The sequence below is a fragment of the Frigoribacterium sp. CFBP 13712 genome (assembly GCF_014842255.1).
Lineage (GTDB): Bacteria > Actinomycetota > Actinomycetes > Actinomycetales > Microbacteriaceae > Frigoribacterium.
This window is the reverse complement of sequence record NZ_JACYVH010000003.1, coordinates 303,719-319,175: the sequence shown is the minus strand read 5'-3', so window position 1 is coordinate 319,175 and position 15,457 is coordinate 303,719. Positions and strand designations below refer to the sequence as shown.

Sequence of the window (15,457 nt, the reverse complement as noted above, 5' to 3'; positions counted from 1 at the left end):
CCGTCGGGCCACGTCCCCCACCTCGGAGTCGCCTCATGACCACGTCCGCGCCCACCGGCCCCGCCACGACACCCACGAGGCCCGCCGGCCGTCTCGATCGGTACTTCGAGATCACGGCCCGAGGTTCGTCGTTCGCACGGGAGTTCCGCGGCGGCATCGTGACCTTCGTCACGATGGCGTACATCGTCATCCTGAACCCGCTGATCCTCGGCGGTTTCAGCGCCGACCAGGCGGCACAGGACGTCACGGGCGGCTGGCTGCAGAACGACCAGGTCGCCGCGGTCACGGCCCTCACCGCGGGGGTGATGACCATCCTCTTCGGAACGGTCGCGCGCCTCCCGTTCGCCTTCGCCGCAGGGCTCGGCATCAACTCGTTCCTCGCCGTCAACGTCGTGAACGACGTCACCTGGCCCGAGGCGATGGGGCTGGTGGTCATCAACGGCCTCGTCATCACGATCCTCGCCGTCACGGGCCTCCGCGGGTTGATCTTCAACGCCGTCCCAGCCGCCCTCAAGACCGCGATCACGGTCGGCATCGGCCTCTTCATCGCCTTCATCGGTCTCGTCGACTCCGGCTTCGTGCGCCCGAGCGGATCGGCCTCGCCGCCGGTGCAGCTCGGCGACGCCGGCTCGATCGCCAGCCTGCCGACGCTCACCTTCGTGATCGGACTCATCGCGATCGCCGTCCTGATGGCCCGTCGCGTCAAGGGCGCCATCCTCATCGGCATCGTGGGCACGACGATCGTGTCGATCGTGCTCGAGTCGATCTTCCGCGTGGGGCCGTCGCTCGGTCAGGACGCCGACAAGTGGAACCTCAACGCCCCCGTGCTGCCCACGCAGATCATCGCCCTCCCCGACCTGTCGCTGATCGGCGACGTCAGCTTCGGCGCCTTCGCCCGCATCGGCGTCCTCTCCGCCGTCATGCTCGTCTTCACCCTGGTCTTCACGAACTTCTTCGACGCCATGGGCACCATGACCGGCCTCGCGAAGGCGTCCGAGGTCGCCGACGACAAGGGCACGTTCCCGCGGCTGCGTTCGGCGCTGGTCGTCGAGGGCATCGGCGCGGTCGCCGGCGGGGCGACCAGCTCGTCGTCGAACACGGTGTTCGTCGAGTCGGCCTCGGGAATCGGCGAGGGTGCGCGCACCGGGTTCGCCTCGGTGGTCACCGGTCTGCTCTTCATCCTCGCGATGTTCTTCACGCCGCTCACGCAGGTCGTGCCGCTCGAGGTCGCCTCGGCGGCGCTCGTCATCGTCGGTGCGCTGATGGTCTCGCAGATCCGCGACATCGACTGGACCGACTTCTCCGTCGCCCTGCCCGTCTTCCTCACGATCATCGTGATGCCGCTGACCTACTCGATCGCCAACGGCATCGGCGCGGGCTTCATCAGCTGGGTGCTGGTCCGAGCGTTCTCAGGCAAGGCGCGGGGCATCAGCCCGCTGCTGTGGATCGTCGCCGCCGGGTTCCTGGTCTACTTCGTGCGCGGGCCGATCGAGGCTCTGCTCGCCCGGTAGCGGACTGCTGCCCGTCGCCGGTCGGCGAGGCGGCGATCGGGCGACCCACCGGTGAGCGAGTCGTCGACCCGGCGACGCCCGAGCCGAGGAGGCGCGGGTCAGCGCATCTCGAGCGGCACCGGTCCCGACGGGGCCGGGAACGCCCGCTCGAGCTGCACGAACGCCTGATCGTCGAGGTCGACGGCCAGCGCGGCGGCGTTCTCGAGCGCGTGCCCGGTCGTCCCGGCCTTGACGGCCGCGAGCATGTCGGGGGCGAGTCGAAGCACCCAGGCGAGCGCGACCTGCGCCGGTGCGGCCCCGAGGTCGGCGGCGACCGACGTCAGCACGGGGTGGTCGAGCAGCTCGCCGCTGTCGACGGGGGAGTACGACATGAGCGGCATGCCGTGGTCGCGCGCCCAGGGCAGCAGGTCGAACTCGGGCCCGCGGTGGGCGAGGTTGTAGAGCACCTGGTTCGTCTGCACGTTCACGCCCCCGGCGGGGCCGACGAGCTCGGTCATGTCGTCGACGTCGAAGTTGCTGACCCCCCAGCCGCCGATCGATCCCTCGGCGACCAGCGCCTCCATGGCCTCCACGGTGTCGGTCAGCGGGTGCCCGCCGCGCCAGTGCAGCAGGTAGAGGTCGAGCCGTTCGACGCCCAGTCGCCCGAGACTCGCGTGACAGGCCTCGATCGTGCCGCGGCGCGAGGCGTTCCCCGGCAGCACCTTGCTCACGAGGAACACCTCGTCGCGCCGACCGGCGACCGCCTCGCCGACGAGACTCTCCGACGCCCCCTGCCCGTACATCTCGGCCGTGTCGATCAGCGTCAGGCCGGCGTCGATGCCGGCGCGCAGTGCTGCGATCTCGGTGTCTCGGCGGCGGGGATCGTCGCCCAATCGCCAGGTGCCCTGGCCGAGTGCGGGCACGACGCGTCCGTCGGGAAGCGGCACGGACGGGTTGGTGGGGGAGGCGGGGGTCGTCATGCGGGGCGATGGTAGTCGCCGGGCGGCTGGGCGAGCACCTCTCGGGAGAGAAGGGTGGCGGCGGCCACGGCGGCGGGCATGACGGCGACGGCTCCGAAGGGCACGAAGAAGAGCAGGTAGGTGGCCGTGCCGAGACCGAGGGTGCGGGCCCGCCGCGTGGCCAGGAGCCGGCGTCGCTCGCGAAGGCTCCGGCCCCGGGCGTCGAAGGCGTAGCCCGTGAGCTCGACCGCCAGGAACCAGCCTCCCGTCAGCGCGCCCAGCACCGGGATCGCCGTCTGGCCGACCACGGGCACGAATCCGCCGGCGAACAGCAGGAGCCCGACTCCGCCGGTGGCGATCAGCAGGCGCACCGAGTCGCCGGCGCTGCGGGCGAGACCGGCCCAGAAGCCGCGGTCGACCTCGGCGGGGGCGTCGCCCTCGCGCTCCTCGACCCGACGCCAGATGCGCTCGTAGAACGGGTCGCCGACCAGCAGCGTCACCGCGGTGAAGGCGACGACGGCCAGCAGCACGGCGAGCGCCGTCACGGCCAGCCCGGCGACGAGGCGGGCGGCGGTCCTCGCCCACTCCGACCAGTCCTGCGCGAACGGGGTCACGGTCACGGCGATGTCGTCGGCGGCGAACCCCACGACGACGACGAGCGCGACGAACACGGCGCCGACGACGAGCGCCGGGACGGCGCCGAGCAGCATCAGGCGCGGCGACGTGCCCCAGAGTCGCAGGCCGCGCCCGAGCAGTCCGACACCGGCGAGGAACTCCCTGACCACGTCCACCCCGAGAGAGTACCGAGCCGAGGAGGCGCGGGTCCGGTCATGCCGTCCTCCCGCGTCCTCCACAGCCCGGCCCGTGTCCTCCCCTCCCCATCCGGTCGACGTCGACCCTCTCCACAACCGCCCCGTCGCCCGCCTCGACGCGGTCTCCGTGCTGGGCATCCTCGTTCCCATGACAGCTCTCGAGACGTATCCACCCACCCTCGCCCCTCTGCCCACCGACGAAGAGCTGGCCGACTTCGTCGACGACTTCTGCCTCGAGCCGTGCGACATGCGCGCGATCCTCTGGATGTACCTCGACGACGACGGCGTCCCTCTCGCGCCGCCGATCGCCGTCAGCGGATGCCCGGCCGTGCCGACCCGCGGCGAGGCGGAGCTCTACGCCACACGCATCGTCGAGGTCGCCGGGTGGGTCGAGGCCGCCTCGGTCCTGCTGGTCTGGCAGAACGACGACGAGTCTCTCTCGGCCTCGTTCGACGACCAGCGCTGGGCCCAGGCGATCCTCTCCTGCGTCGATCCCGGCGGCCTGACGATCCATCCACCGATGCGGCGGACTCCGACCGACGTGTCACGACTCGTCCTGGCGGGCTGAGAGGTGCGAGTCCGCGGCCCCGAGATCCCCCTCGACCCCGACCCCGAGTACCTGCGGCTACCCGCCCTCGCCCCCGACGCCGATCCCGACACGGCCGACGCGTACGCCGCCGAGCTCTGCGCCGAGGCCTGCGACCGCGAGGTCGTGCACGTCGTGTTCCTCGGCGAGGCCGGCGAACAGCTCTCGCCGGCCGGTCGCCTGCACAACGCCCCGCGCCTGCCGCGGGCGGCCGAACTCGACCAGTTCGTCGACATGCTGCGGCACCAGGGGCTCCGCGTCCGGGCCCGCCAAGTGGTGCTGGTCTGGCAGACGCCGGACGACGACATCACCGACCGGCTCGGCGTCGAGACCTGGGCGCTGGGTCTCCTCGACCGGATGACCGGCGGCCCTCTGGCGCTCCGGGCCCTCTGGCACCGGACGCCCGAGGGCTACTTCGCCCTGGTCGACTCGGGTCTCGAGTTCACGACCCGGCCGGAACCTCGAACGTCGCGCTGATGACGGCCCGCCCCAGGGTGTGGAAGTGCAGGTTGAAGCCCAGGTAGGCGGGGCTGGCCGAGCCGTCGATCCCCAACGTCTCGACGTCGAGGGCGTGCACCGCCACGAAGTAGGTGTGCGGTCCGTGCCCGGCGGGCGGCGCGGCGCCGACGAAGCGGGCCATGCCGGCGTCGTTCCTCAGCTGGATGGCACCGTCGGGCAGACCGGACCCCTCGTCGTCGCCCGCGCCCGAGGGGAGCGAGGTGGTGCCCACGGGGAGGTCCGCGACGGCCCAGTGCCAGAAACCCGATCCGGTCGGGGCGTAGGGGTCGTAGACCGTCACGGCGTAGCTCTTCGTGCCCTCGGGGGCGCCGCTCCAGCTCAGCTGCGGGCTGGCGTCGTCGCCCCCGGGGCCCATGAGGCCGCTGACCTGGGCCCGGCCGAGCTCACCGCCGTCGTGGACGTCGGTGCTCGTGAGGTCGAACGACGGCACCTCGGCGATGATGTCGTACGGGCGGTCGAAGTGGGACTCGGTCATGGTGCTCCTCGGGTCGGGTCGGGTCGGTTCTGGTCTGGTCGTTTCGTGGCGGTCGTCGTGTCCGCGGTGCGTCGAGACCGGCGCCGGCGGGATGCCGGCGCCGGTCTCCGGGGCATCAGGCCGCGTCGAGACGCTGGATCTCGTCGGCGGACAGCTTGATCGTCGGGGCCGTCGCGGAGTTCATGATCGTCTGCGGTCGGCGCGCGCCGGGGATGGGGATGACGAGCTCCGACTTCGCCAGCTCCCAGGCGAGCGTCAGCACCTGCGGGGTCACGCGGCGCGCGTTGGCGATCTCGGCGAAGACGGAGTGCTTCGCGCCGAGCTCCGCGGCGTCGGTGATGCCGCCGAGCGGGCTCCAGGGCAGGAACGCGATGCCGAGCTCGTCGCAGAGGGCCAGCTCGACCTCGCTCGACCGGAAGGCCGGCGAGTACTGGTTCTGCACCGAGACGAGGCGGTTGTCGAGCACCGTGTTCGCCTCGCGGATCTGCTCGACCGTGGCGTTCGAGATGCCCGCCATCCGGATGACGCCCTCGTCCAGCAGCTCGGCGAGCGCGCCGATCGAATCCGCGTACGGGACGGCCGGGTCGGGGCGGTGGAACTGATACAGCCCGATGGCGTCCACACCGAGGCGTTTCGCGGAGGCCTTGGCCGCCTCCTTCAGGTAGGCCGGGTCGCCGTTCTGCGCCCAGGCGCCCTCCGTCGGTCGCAGGTGACCGCCCTTGGTGGCGACGAGCACGTCCGACGTGTCGCCGTGGAACCCTGCCAGCGCCCGCGCGATCAGCTCCTCGTTGTGACCGACCTCGTGCGCGCCCGCCTGGTGGTACGCATCGGCGGTGTCGATCAGGGTGATGCCCTGCTCGAGCGCGGCGTGGATGGTGGCCACGGCCTGACGCTCGTCGGGGCGCCCTTCGATCGACAGGGGCATGGCGCCCAGTCCGACGGCGCTGACCGTCACGTCTCCGATGGTTCTCGTTCTCATGGGTCTCTCCTTCTCACCACGCGGCGTCCTCCGACGACGCGCGGTGCCCGGGGACGCACCCCGTCCGTGCGGGGTGCATGTCGTGCATCCGTCCTGACTACGCCTCCCACCGCCCGACGGCACGCCACTCAGCCGCTTGGCAGTCGGCGCGGCGGTCTCTGCCAGGGCCGCGCCGTATGGTCTCGACATGATCTCCGACGCCTCGGGCGACCCGCGCCACTCGACGCCGATGGTCCGCGCGACCTCCTCGGGGTCCGACGGATCGGGCTCCGGCTCGTCGGGCGGGGGCGGCCGGTTCCGCGCCTCCTACCGCCGGCAGCGGGCGCGTCTCGATGCGTTCCCCCGGCTCCGCTGGCTGTACAAGGTCGGGGTGGCCCTGGTCGGGCTGTTCGTCGTCGTGCTCGGTCTCGTCCTCGTGCCGCTGCCCGGTCCGGGCTGGCTGATCGTGTTCGTCGGCGTCGCCATCCTCGGCACCGAGTTCCCGCTCGCGCACCGCATCTCGCTCGCGCTGCGTCGCCTCGCGCACCGTCTCCTCCTGCGGTGGCGCGCGTGGCGTGCCGCTCGGGCCGCTCGCGGGGGCCGGTCGACGGGTCCGGCGACCCGCTGACCACCCGCATCGACTCGTTCAGCCGCCCCCCGGTATCCTCGTCGTCGTGACGCCCAGCCCCGCCTCCTCGACCCCGTACGAGGTGCTCGGCGTCCCGGCCGCCGCCTCCGACGACGACCTGCGTCGCGCCTACCGGCGTCTCGCCCGCGAGACCCACCCCGACCTCGGCGGCAGCGCCTCGGCCTTCCGATCCCTCCAGCTCGCGTGGGAGCAGATCGGCACCCCCGAGGCCAGGGCCGCCTACGACCGTCGGCGACCGTCGTCCTCCCCGTCGGCCTCCTCCGCCCGCACGGCGGGCACCGCCCCCGGCTGGGCGCCGCCGTCGCGGGAGACCGCGCGCACCGACTCGAAGCCCCGGGCTCGCGTCCACGGGCATCCGGGCGGCGCCAACCGCGAGCGGTATCTCGGCCTCATGCGCGAGTGGGTCGGTCGGGGCGTCCCCCTCGACGATCCGTACGACGAGCGACTCGTCCGCACCGCGCCTCCTGAGATCCGGCACGTGCTCGCCGACGCCCTGGCGGAAGAGGCCACGGTGGCCACGGTCACCGACCTCGGCATCGCCTTCACGATCTGGAGCGACGTCGACGCCGGCGCCGAGGGCAAGCTCGACCACATCGTGCTCGGGCCCGCGGGTCTGTTCGCGATCCAGTCGTCCGACTGGGGCAGCGAGGTCTCGCTGACGAAGGGCGAGCTGGTCGGCGCGGGCATCCCCGAGCACGAGCATCCCGTCCGAGACCTCACGCGTCAGGCTCGGGCCGTGCGCCGCGACACCCGGGTCTCGTTCACGCATCAGCTGATCGTCGTGCCCGACGACGACTTCGCCGCCGCGCTCGAGCCAGCCGGTCGGGGTCGCCGCGGGGGCACGTTCGTGCTCCGCCGCTCGCTGCTGCCGCAGGTGCTGAGGCACGGGCCCGACCTGTCCGACCGCACGACGATCTCCGACGTCTTCGAGATCCGTGATCGTCTGCAGCAGACCGTCCGTTTCGTCTGACGCCGTGCGCGCATGTGGCAAGCTCGACCCGTGACCATCCACGGACCGGCCGACGGCTGGGTCGAGAGCCCTGACGGCCGACGATTCTGGGGCCGAGCGGGGGCTGCGGGTCTGCTCGCCATCGACGCCGACGACCGCGTCCTGCTGCAGCATCGTGCCGAGTGGAGCCACTGCGGCGGCACCTGGGGCCTGCCCGGCGGCGCCCGCCAGTTCGACGAGTCCGCGGTCGAGGGCGCGCTCCGCGAGAGCGGCGAGGAGGCCGCCGTCCCGGGGGAGTCCCTGCGGCTGCTCTTCGCCTCGGCGCTCGATCTCGGCTTCTGGTCGTACTCCACCATCGTCGCCCGCGTGGTGACTCCCTTCGACGCCGTCGTGGCCGACGCCGAGAGCCTCGAGCTCCGGTGGGTGCCCCGCGCCGAGATCGACGGCCTGCCGCTGCACCCCGGCTTCGCGACGTCCTGGCCGGGGCTCGCGGGCTATCTCGATCTCGACGTGCGCCTGGTCGTCGACGCGGCGAACGTCGTCGGCTCGCGACCCGACGGGTGGTGGCGCGATCGTGCGGGAGCGGCCACGCGCCTCCTCGGCGGCCTGGCTGCGGCGCAGACCGTCGGTCTGCCGGCGTCGCTGGTGCTCGACGAGTCGCCTCAGGGGCCCGGTGCGCCGACCTCGTGGTGGCCCGAGACGACCGTGGTGCTCGAGGGCGAGGCCCGGGCCGCCGAGTCGTCGGACGCCGCGATCGACGTCCTGCGCGCCCCCGGCGACGGCGACGGGGCCATCGTCGCCCACGTCGAGCAGCTGACGCAGCGGTCTCCGGAGGCGCGGGTCGTCGTGGTCACGGCCGACCGCGAGCTGGCCGGTCGCGTCGAGCGCCTCGGGGCGAGCGTCGTGGGTCCGAGGCGCCTCCTCGACGCTCTCGCCCGCGACTGACGCCGAGAGCCCGCCGCCGCCATGAGGGCGGTGACGGGCTCGTCGATGGTGCTGCGGCTCAGGCGGCGGGGCCGTCGCCGAGGGTGACCGTGGCGGTGTGCGAGGCGCCGGCGGCGTCGGTCCAGGCGAGCGAGACGCTGTCGCCCGACTCGTGGGCCTGCACGGCCGCGGTGAGAGCCGACGCGTCGGCGACGGGGGTGCCGTCGAGCGCGGTGATCGTGTCGCCGGCGACGAGGCCCGCCGACTCCGCGGCGCTGCCCGCGACGGTTCCGGCGATGGGCACACCGGTCGTGGCGGCACCCGTCGCGGTCTGCGAGATCTGAGCTCCGAGGAACGGCGGCAGCCCGATCCGGATCGTGTCGCTGCCGTTCCCGGCGACGATCTGCTTGGCGATGCTCAGCGCGTCGTCGATCGGGATGGCGTAGCCCGTGATCGGGGTGGTGCCCGAGGAGGCGGCCGTCACGATCCCGACGACGTCGCCGTCAGCATCGCGCAGCGGCCCGCCGGAGTCGCCGGACACGACGTCGGACTGGATCTCGATCAGGCCCGAGAGCGACTCGCCACCGGTGCCCGTCTCGCTCTGCACCTGGATCGACTGGTCGGTGGCGAGCACGCTGCCCTCCGCGGTCACGAGGTCGCCCGTGCCCTCGGCGTTGCCCGTGGAGTGCACGGCGTCGTCGACCGACACGGAGTCGGAGTCGCCGAACGACACGGGGGTGAGCCCCGAGGCGTCCTGCAGCTGCAACACGGCGACGTCGTTCGTGGCGTCGGTCCCCACGACGTCGGCGGTGTACGAGCGCCCGGTCGTCTCGTCGGTCACCTCGATGCTCGTGGCGCCCTGCACGACGTGGTTGTTCGTCAGGATGAGCCCGTCGGCGTCGAGGATCATGCCGGTGCCCGCCGACTTGTACGAGTCGTCGTAGTTCAGGGTGGAGACGATCGTCACCACGCCGGCCGTCTCGTCCGACGTGGCTGCGGTGGCGCTCGACTCGGCGCCGCCCGAGGAGCCCTGCGTGCCGCCCTGCGCTCCGTCGCCGGTGCCGCCCTGCGTCCCGCCGCTGCCCCGGCCGTCTCCGAACGGGGACGTGCCCGTCCCGCCCTCGGGCGACGTGTACTGCGGGGCGAGCTCGATCGACTGCTGCTGCGACGCCGCCTGGGCCGCCGCGATGCCGGCGGTGTGCCCGATGGCGTAGGCCGCGCCTCCCGCCCCGCCGGCGCCGAGCACGAGGGCCGCGGCCGCGCCGGTCAGCAGCATCCAGCGCTTCGGGCGGCGGGTCTCCCGAGGGCGTGCGAACGCGACGGGGACCGACTCCGTGCCGGAGGCGGTGGTCGGGCCCGCGGCCGAGCTCGCGTCGTACGACTGGTGGGCCGTGTCGTGCGCGCCCGTCGACGACGGCGCGTTCACGTAGCGTGCGTCCGACGAGCCGGTGACGTGGGGCAGCGGGCGGGCGTCCGCCGGGGCTGTCGGCGTCGGCGTCGTCGTCGCGTCGTCGGTGGGGCGTCCGGGTGCGCCGTCGGTTCCGTCGGTCGTGTCGCTCGCTTGGTCGTTCATGGGGTGCCTCCAGGTGCGGTGGTGGTGCGGTGAGACAAGAGAAGCTCCCGTTCCCATGGAATCCCTATGACCCACCTCGGAGGCCGTGGGGAGTTCCGTGAGGACCAGCCCAGGAGGCGCGGGCCGGTCCGTCTCCGGGATGACGCCGTCCTCCGCGAGAGCCGTTCCGCCTCCGACGTTGCGGACGAGGTCCCGACTTCCGATACGCTGGGAGGCCGAAGGAGGTCCACGATGGCAGAGCACGCCAATCAGGTACCCGGCGAGCACCCCGGTGCTCAGGGCGCCCATCGCGAGGTCGACACCACCCTGAGTTTCAACGAGGAGTTCCAGGCGCAGCTGGCGGCCCTCGAGGGTGGCGTCTCGACCGACGAGCGCGATGCCGTCGCGGCGCTCCCGTCCGGCTCGGCGCTGCTGGTCGTCCGTCGCGGCCCGAACATCGGCGCGCGCTTCCTCCTCGACTCGGATGTCACCGTGGCCGGTCGCCACCCCGATGCCGGCATCTTCCTCGACGACGTCACGGTCAGTCGGAAGCACGCCGAGTTCCGTCGCCAGGGCACCTCCTTCAGCGTCGTGGACCTCGGTTCGCTGAACGGCACCTACTTCGACGGCGTCCGCATCGACGAGGCCCTGCTGAGCGACGGTGCCGAGGTGCAGGTCGGCAAGTTCCGTCTGACGTTCTACGCATCGCGCGTCGACCTGGCGCACCTGGCGATCCAGTAGTGCCCCGACCCGCCGCCGCTCGGTCGCCGCAGACCGGGCAGACGGATCTCCTCACCATCGGGCAGGTGCTGTCGCGACTCAAGCCGGAGTTCCCCGATCTCAGCAACAGCAAGCTGCGATTCCTCGAAGAGCGAGAGCTCGTCACCCCGGTGCGGACCCCATCCGGCTACCGCAAGTTCTCACCCGCCGATGTCGAGCGTCTCCGCTTCATCCTCGGCCTCCAGCGCGACCACTACCTCCCGCTCAAAGTCATCCGGCAGCACCTGGCCGACCTCGACGCCGGTCGTCCTACCGCACTGCCCCCGGGGGCCGGCGGCGTGTCGCTGGTCACGTCCCCTCGGCGACTCTCGCGAGACGAGCTCATCGCCCGCACCGGGGCGACCCCTGCGCTCCTCGACGACGCGGTCGCCGCGTCGCTGATCCCTGCCGTCGAGCACCACGGCGACGAGTCCGTGACCGTCCTCGCCGCCCTCGTCGAGCTGCGGAAGACCGGTATCGAGCCCCGGCACCTCCGCACCGTCCGGGTCGCCGCAGAACGCGAGCTCGATCTGATCGAGTCGGCCGTCGCCTCGGTGGCCCGGCGTCGCGACGCCGCGGGTCGAGCCCGCGTGGCCGAGCTGTCGCGCGAGCTCGCCGAGCAGCTGGACGTCGTCCGCCGCTCCCTCGTCCGGTCGGCCCTCGACCGTCTCGACACGTAGACGCGCGGCCGCGCGGCGAATATCCTCGACACGCCGAGGTCTCCACGCGAATGTCGCCTGGTCGAGGTTCCCATGTGGGTACCGTGGGTCCAGGTCAAACCATCAACCCGACGTTGAACGTTCCGGGTCTGGGCAGAACGCAGCGGAAGGCAACGGCATGAGTGAGTCAGGTTCCCCCGAGGGGTCCCGCTACGAGCTGGGGCTGCTGTTCACCGACGGGATGCCCGACCTCGACGCCGACAGCGGCTACCGGGGCACCGTCGCCGCCCGAGCCGCCGGCATCAGCTATCGCCAGCTCGACTACTGGGCCCGTACGGGGCTGGTCGAGCCGACCATCCGCAGCGCGGCGGGGTCCGGCTCCCAGCGGCTCTACGGCTTCCGCGACATCCTCGTCCTCAAGCTCGTCAAGCGACTGCTCGACACCGGCATCTCCCTCCAGCAGATCCGCACCGCGGTCAACCAGCTCCGTGAGTCCGGTGTCAGCGACCTGGCCCAGACGACGCTGATGTCCGACGGTGCGAGCGTCTACCTGTGCACCTCCGACGACGAGGTCATCGACCTCGTGAGCCGCGGCCAGGGCGTCTTCGGCATCGCCGTCGGCAAGGTGCTGCGCGAGGTCGAGACCAGCCTGGTCGAGCTCGACAGCACGCCGGCCGCCGACCCGTCCGACGAGCTCGCGGCCCGTCGCGACTCCCGCGCCAGCTGACCCACCCGGCGCCCGTGCGTCGTCCGAGACCGACGGACCCGGACAGATGACGAGAAGAGCCCCCACCGGCCGGTGGGGGCTCTTCTCGTGTCAGCGGTGGGCGCCGCCGGCTGCGACGATCAGCGGGTCGCGGGCTCGGCGTAGTCGCCGATCTTGGCCGTCCGCATGATGCGCTCGAGCAGCTGATCGAAGTTCCGCGCCATCTCCTGGGCGCTCTCGCCGGGCCAGACGTGCAGCGGCTTGGCCGCACCCTGCGCCTGCTGCAATGACGTGCGCTCGGGCAGCTGCGGGCTGAGGACGAGCGGGCCGAACATGTCGCGGAGCTCCTTGATGCGGAACTGGTGCTCGATCGACTGCACCCGGGCGCGGTTCACGATGATCCCGAGGGGCTGGAGGCGCGGCGAGAGACCTCGACGGATCTCCTCGATGGCACGGAGCGCGCGGTCGGCCGCGGCGACGCTGAAGAGGCCGGGCTCGGTCACGACCGTGACGCGGTCGGAGGCCGCCCATGCCGTGCGGGTGAGCGCGTTGAGCGAGGGTGCGCAGTCGATCAGGACGAGGTCGTAATCGGCCTCGACGTTGGCCAGCGCCTCCTCGAGCTTCCAGATGTCGCGGATCGACGGGTGCGGGCCGTCGAAGTTGATGGCGGACGGGCTGCCGATCATGACGTCGACCTTGCCCTGGCTGCCCTTCGTCCAACCGCTCGGCGCGATGGCCGCTCGGACGGTCTTCTCCTTCGGCGAGGCCAGGACGTCGGCCACGTTGAGGTGGCCGGCCACGGTGATGTCGAGACCGGTCGAGACGTCCGACTGCGGATCGAGGTCGACGACGAGGGTTCTGAGGCCTTTGGCGAAGGCGGCCGACGTGAGTCCGAGCGTCACCGTCGTCTTGCCGACGCCCCCCTTGAGAGAGCTGACGCTGAGTACATGCACGAGCCACACGATACCTTCACTACTGTTGAAGCACCTAAAAGCCACGTCGGCGACCTCGATTCCCCTGCCACTCCCACCTTGGAGGTGCACGCCGTGAGCGTGAGATCCATCCGCCTGTTCGGCGACCCGGTCCTCCGGTCGCCCTCCGATCCCGTGACGATCGGCGACCCGCGGCTCGCGTCGCTCGTCGCCGACCTGCTCGACACCGTCCGCGAGCCGGGCCGTGCCGGTGTGGCGGCGGCGCAGATCGGTGTCAATCTTCGGGCGTTCAGCTACAACGTCGACGGCGACGTCGGCTACGTGCTGAACCCCGTGCTGGTCGAGACGTCGGGTGAGCGCGAGCTCGTCGACGAGGGGTGCCTCTCGGTGCCCGGGTTCTGGTTCCCGACTCCGCGCTGGTCGTACGCCCGGGTCGAGGGCGTGGACCTCGACGGCGAGCCGGTCGTGCTCGAGGGCACCGGTTTGATGGCCCAGGCCCTGCAGCACGAGACGGATCACCTCGACGGCACGCTCTACGTCATGACGCTCGAGCCTGCCACGCGACGCGAGGCCCTGCGGGAGATCCGCATGAGCGACTGGTGGCGAGCCTGACCGACGATCAGGAGCCCGGCCGACCGATGGGCCGGCCGGGCGCACGACTCAGCGCTTCGGCTCGGTGACCGTCCGCACCGAGTCGGTGCTGGGGTACACCGTGTAGAGGTCCGCGATCTGCGGCGCGAAGTCCTTGACGATGACGGCGCGTTTGATGCTCATCTTGGGCGTCAGGTGGCCGCTCTGCTCCGTGAACTCGGTGGGGAGCACGATGAACTTGCGGATCGATTCGGCGCGGGAGACCGCGGTGTTCGCCTCGTCGACGGCCCGTTGGATCTCCGCGATCACGGCGGGATGCTCCGCCGCCTCCGCGAGCGGCATGTCGGCGGCCTCACCGGCGTTGTTCAACCACACGGGCAGCATCTCGGTGTCGAGCGTCACCAGCGCCGAGATGAACGGCTTCTGATCTCCGACCACGACGACCTGAGCGACGAGGGGGTTGGCGCGAATAGGGTCCTCGAGCACGGCCGGTGCGACGTTCTTGCCGCCCGCCGTCACGATGATCTCCTTCTTGCGGCCGGTGATCGTGAGATAGCCGTCGGCGTCGAGGGAGCCGAGGTCCCCGGTGCGGAACCAGCCGTCCGACAGGACCTCGGCAGTGCCTTCGGGGTCGTTCCAGTAGCCGGCGAAGACGTTCTCGCCCTTCACGGAGATCTCACCGTCGTCGTCCGTGCGGATCGAGACGCCGGGCAGCGCGGGGCCGACCGTGCCGATCTTGAACTTCGAGACGAGATTGACCGATGCCGGCGCGGTGGTCTCGGTGAGTCCGTACCCCTCGAGGATCCGGATGTCGAGACTGCGGAAGAAGTGTCCGAGCCTCGTGCCGAGCGGCGCGGAGCCCGACACGGCGTACCTGATGTTCCCGCCCATGGCCTTCTTCAGCTTGCTGTAGACGAGTCGGTCGAACAGGGCGAAGCGCAGCTTCAGCCCCAGGGGCACGGCGCCCTCGTCGAGCGCCTTGCTGTGGGCGATGGCGACCGCGACGGCACGACGGAAGATGGCGCCCTTGCCGCCGGCCTCGGCCTTCTGCTCGGCGGAGTTGTAGACCTTCTCGAACACGCGGGGGACCGCCAGCAGGAACGACGGCTTGAACGACGCGAGAGACGGCAGCAGCTGCTTCGTGTCGGCCTGGTGACCGACCCGGACGCCCGCATGGACGGACATCACGGCGATGAAGCGCGCGAAGACGTGCGCGGTGGTGATGAAGAGGAGCGTCGACGACCCCGGTGCGACGACGTCGGACATGGCGTGCGCGGCGTTGCGGCTCGTCTCGACGAAGTTCGCGTGGGTGAGCATGCAGCCCCGCGGCCGCCCGGTGGTGCCGGAGGTGTAGATGATGGTCGCGAGATCGCTCGGCCCGGCGGCGGACCGGCGGCGCTCGAGCTCGTCGTCGGCGACGTCGACTCCTGCGGCCGCGAGCTTGTCGAGATCTCCGAGATCGATCTGCCAGACGTGGGCGACCTCGGGCAGCTCGGGGTGGACCTCGTCGAAACGGGCGAAGTGGTCGGCCGTCTCGAGGATGAGCGCGACGGCCCCCGAGTCGCTGAGGTTCCAATGCACCTGGGCAGGCGACGAGGTCTCGTACACCGGTACGAGCAGGGCTCCGGCGAACCAGGTGGCGAAGTCGACGAGAGTCCACTCGTAGCGGGTCCGGCACATGAGCCCGACGGCGTCGCCGGGGCGGATGCCCGAGGCGATCAGACCCTTGGCGAGGGCGCGGACCTGGGCGAGGAACTCCGCGGCCGTGACGTCCGACCAGCCTCCGACGCCGTCGGGGACGGCGAACAGTGCTGCGTCGGGCGTGGCCTCGGCGCGATCGATCAAGAGGTCGGTCGCGTTGGCGTTCACGTCGGGCTCCAGGGCGAGGGGGACGGTGTGTTCGTTCACGGCAGCTCCTTCGGTACCGAACGATGGTC

At 71.7% G+C, this 15,457-nt stretch carries 17 protein-coding genes; 10 read left to right on the top strand and 7 right to left on the bottom strand.

Annotation, left to right across the window (positions count from 1 at the left end):
• Positions 1 to 35 precede the first annotated feature (35 nt).
• Positions 36 to 1,511, top strand: coding sequence for an NCS2 family permease (locus IFT51_RS07685; protein ID WP_192060473.1), 1,476 nt, complete (start codon positions 36 to 38; stop codon positions 1,509 to 1,511).
• Between the two features lie 98 nt (positions 1,512 to 1,609).
• Here the strand turns inward: IFT51_RS07685 and IFT51_RS07680 are convergent, their stop codons facing one another.
• Positions 1,610 to 2,470 carry an aldo/keto reductase gene (locus IFT51_RS07680; protein ID WP_192060472.1) on the bottom strand — a complete coding sequence of 287 codons (861 nt, stop codon included), beginning with the start codon at positions 2,468 to 2,470 and terminating at the stop codon, positions 1,610 to 1,612.
• Positions 2,467 to 3,240 carry an EI24 domain-containing protein gene (locus tag IFT51_RS07675; RefSeq protein WP_197981871.1) on the bottom strand — a complete coding sequence of 258 codons (774 nt, stop codon included), beginning with the start codon at positions 3,238 to 3,240 and terminating at the stop codon, positions 2,467 to 2,469. Before IFT51_RS07675 ends, IFT51_RS07680 begins: the two co-directional genes overlap by 4 nt.
• A gap of 73 nt (positions 3,241 to 3,313) precedes the next feature.
• Here IFT51_RS07675 and IFT51_RS07670 point away from each other — a divergent pair, with 73 nt between their 5' ends.
• Both IFT51_RS07670 and IFT51_RS07665 read left to right on the top strand, forming a co-directional pair.
• Complete coding sequence (locus tag IFT51_RS07670) at positions 3,314 to 3,829, top strand: hypothetical protein (RefSeq protein ID WP_192060624.1); 516 nt, start codon at positions 3,314 to 3,316, stop codon at positions 3,827 to 3,829.
• 3 nt (positions 3,830 to 3,832) lie between these two features.
• Positions 3,833 to 4,324, top strand: a complete 492-nt coding sequence (locus IFT51_RS07665) for a hypothetical protein (RefSeq protein ID WP_192060470.1) — start codon at positions 3,833 to 3,835, stop codon at positions 4,322 to 4,324.
• On the opposite strand, the gene IFT51_RS07660 is transcribed toward IFT51_RS07665, so the two are convergent.
• Positions 4,290 to 4,841 carry a YbhB/YbcL family Raf kinase inhibitor-like protein gene (locus IFT51_RS07660; protein ID WP_192060469.1) on the bottom strand — a complete coding sequence of 184 codons (552 nt, stop codon included), beginning with the start codon at positions 4,839 to 4,841 and terminating at the stop codon, positions 4,290 to 4,292. The two genes, IFT51_RS07665 and IFT51_RS07660, sit on opposite strands and share 35 nt — an antisense overlap.
• A 115-nt stretch (positions 4,842 to 4,956) precedes the next feature.
• Entirely contained in the window at positions 4,957 to 5,820 is an 864-nt protein-coding gene (locus IFT51_RS07655) for an aldo/keto reductase (RefSeq protein WP_192060468.1), read from the bottom strand.
• A gap of 187 nt (positions 5,821 to 6,007) precedes the next feature.
• Here IFT51_RS07655 and IFT51_RS07650 point away from each other — a divergent pair, with 187 nt between their 5' ends.
• The 3 genes from IFT51_RS07650 to IFT51_RS07640 are packed head-to-tail and all read left to right on the top strand — an operon-like array spanning position 6,008 to position 8,342.
• Complete coding sequence (locus IFT51_RS07650) at positions 6,008 to 6,427, top strand: PGPGW domain-containing protein (RefSeq protein ID WP_243215760.1); 420 nt, start codon at positions 6,008 to 6,010, stop codon at positions 6,425 to 6,427.
• Positions 6,428 to 6,473: 46 nt separating this feature from the next.
• Positions 6,474 to 7,418: a DnaJ domain-containing protein gene (locus tag IFT51_RS07645; protein WP_192060467.1), complete on the top strand. Its 945-nt coding sequence runs from the start codon at positions 6,474 to 6,476 to the stop codon at positions 7,416 to 7,418.
• Positions 7,419 to 7,448: 30 nt separating this feature from the next.
• Positions 7,449 to 8,342, top strand: coding sequence for an NUDIX domain-containing protein (locus IFT51_RS07640; RefSeq protein ID WP_371740733.1), 894 nt, complete (start codon positions 7,449 to 7,451; stop codon positions 8,340 to 8,342).
• A 58-nt stretch (positions 8,343 to 8,400) separates the two neighbouring features.
• On the opposite strand, the gene IFT51_RS07635 is transcribed toward IFT51_RS07640, so the two are convergent.
• Positions 8,401 to 9,894: a S1C family serine protease gene (locus tag IFT51_RS07635; protein WP_244637025.1), complete on the bottom strand. Its 1,494-nt coding sequence runs from the start codon at positions 9,892 to 9,894 to the stop codon at positions 8,401 to 8,403.
• Positions 9,895 to 10,125: 231 nt separating this feature from the next.
• Between IFT51_RS07635 and IFT51_RS07630 the strand changes: the two genes are divergently transcribed.
• The 3 genes from IFT51_RS07630 (at position 10,126) to IFT51_RS07620 (ending at position 12,018) form a co-directional block, all read left to right on the top strand.
• Positions 10,126 to 10,614, top strand: coding sequence for an FHA domain-containing protein (locus IFT51_RS07630; RefSeq protein ID WP_192060465.1), 489 nt, complete (start codon positions 10,126 to 10,128; stop codon positions 10,612 to 10,614).
• Positions 10,614 to 11,312, top strand: a complete 699-nt coding sequence (locus IFT51_RS07625) for a MerR family transcriptional regulator (RefSeq protein WP_192060464.1) — start codon at positions 10,614 to 10,616, stop codon at positions 11,310 to 11,312. The genes IFT51_RS07630 and IFT51_RS07625 overlap by 1 nt, the downstream gene beginning before the upstream one ends.
• Positions 11,313 to 11,469: 157 nt before the next feature.
• Positions 11,470 to 12,018 carry a MerR family transcriptional regulator gene (locus IFT51_RS07620; RefSeq protein WP_192060463.1) on the top strand — a complete coding sequence of 183 codons (549 nt, stop codon included), beginning with the start codon at positions 11,470 to 11,472 and terminating at the stop codon, positions 12,016 to 12,018.
• Between the two features lie 119 nt (positions 12,019 to 12,137).
• Here the strand turns inward: IFT51_RS07620 and IFT51_RS07615 are convergent, their stop codons facing one another.
• Positions 12,138 to 12,950 carry a ParA family protein gene (locus IFT51_RS07615; RefSeq protein WP_192060462.1) on the bottom strand — a complete coding sequence of 271 codons (813 nt, stop codon included), beginning with the start codon at positions 12,948 to 12,950 and terminating at the stop codon, positions 12,138 to 12,140.
• Positions 12,951 to 13,043: 93 nt separating this feature from the next.
• Between IFT51_RS07615 and IFT51_RS07610 the strand changes: the two genes are divergently transcribed.
• Positions 13,044 to 13,541 carry a peptide deformylase gene (locus IFT51_RS07610; RefSeq protein ID WP_192060461.1) on the top strand — a complete coding sequence of 166 codons (498 nt, stop codon included), beginning with the start codon at positions 13,044 to 13,046 and terminating at the stop codon, positions 13,539 to 13,541.
• A gap of 48 nt (positions 13,542 to 13,589) precedes the next feature.
• On the opposite strand, the gene IFT51_RS07605 is transcribed toward IFT51_RS07610, so the two are convergent.
• Positions 13,590 to 15,428: a long-chain fatty acid--CoA ligase gene (locus tag IFT51_RS07605; protein ID WP_192060460.1), complete on the bottom strand. Its 1,839-nt coding sequence runs from the start codon at positions 15,426 to 15,428 to the stop codon at positions 13,590 to 13,592.
• Positions 15,429 to 15,457: the final 29 nt, after the last annotated feature.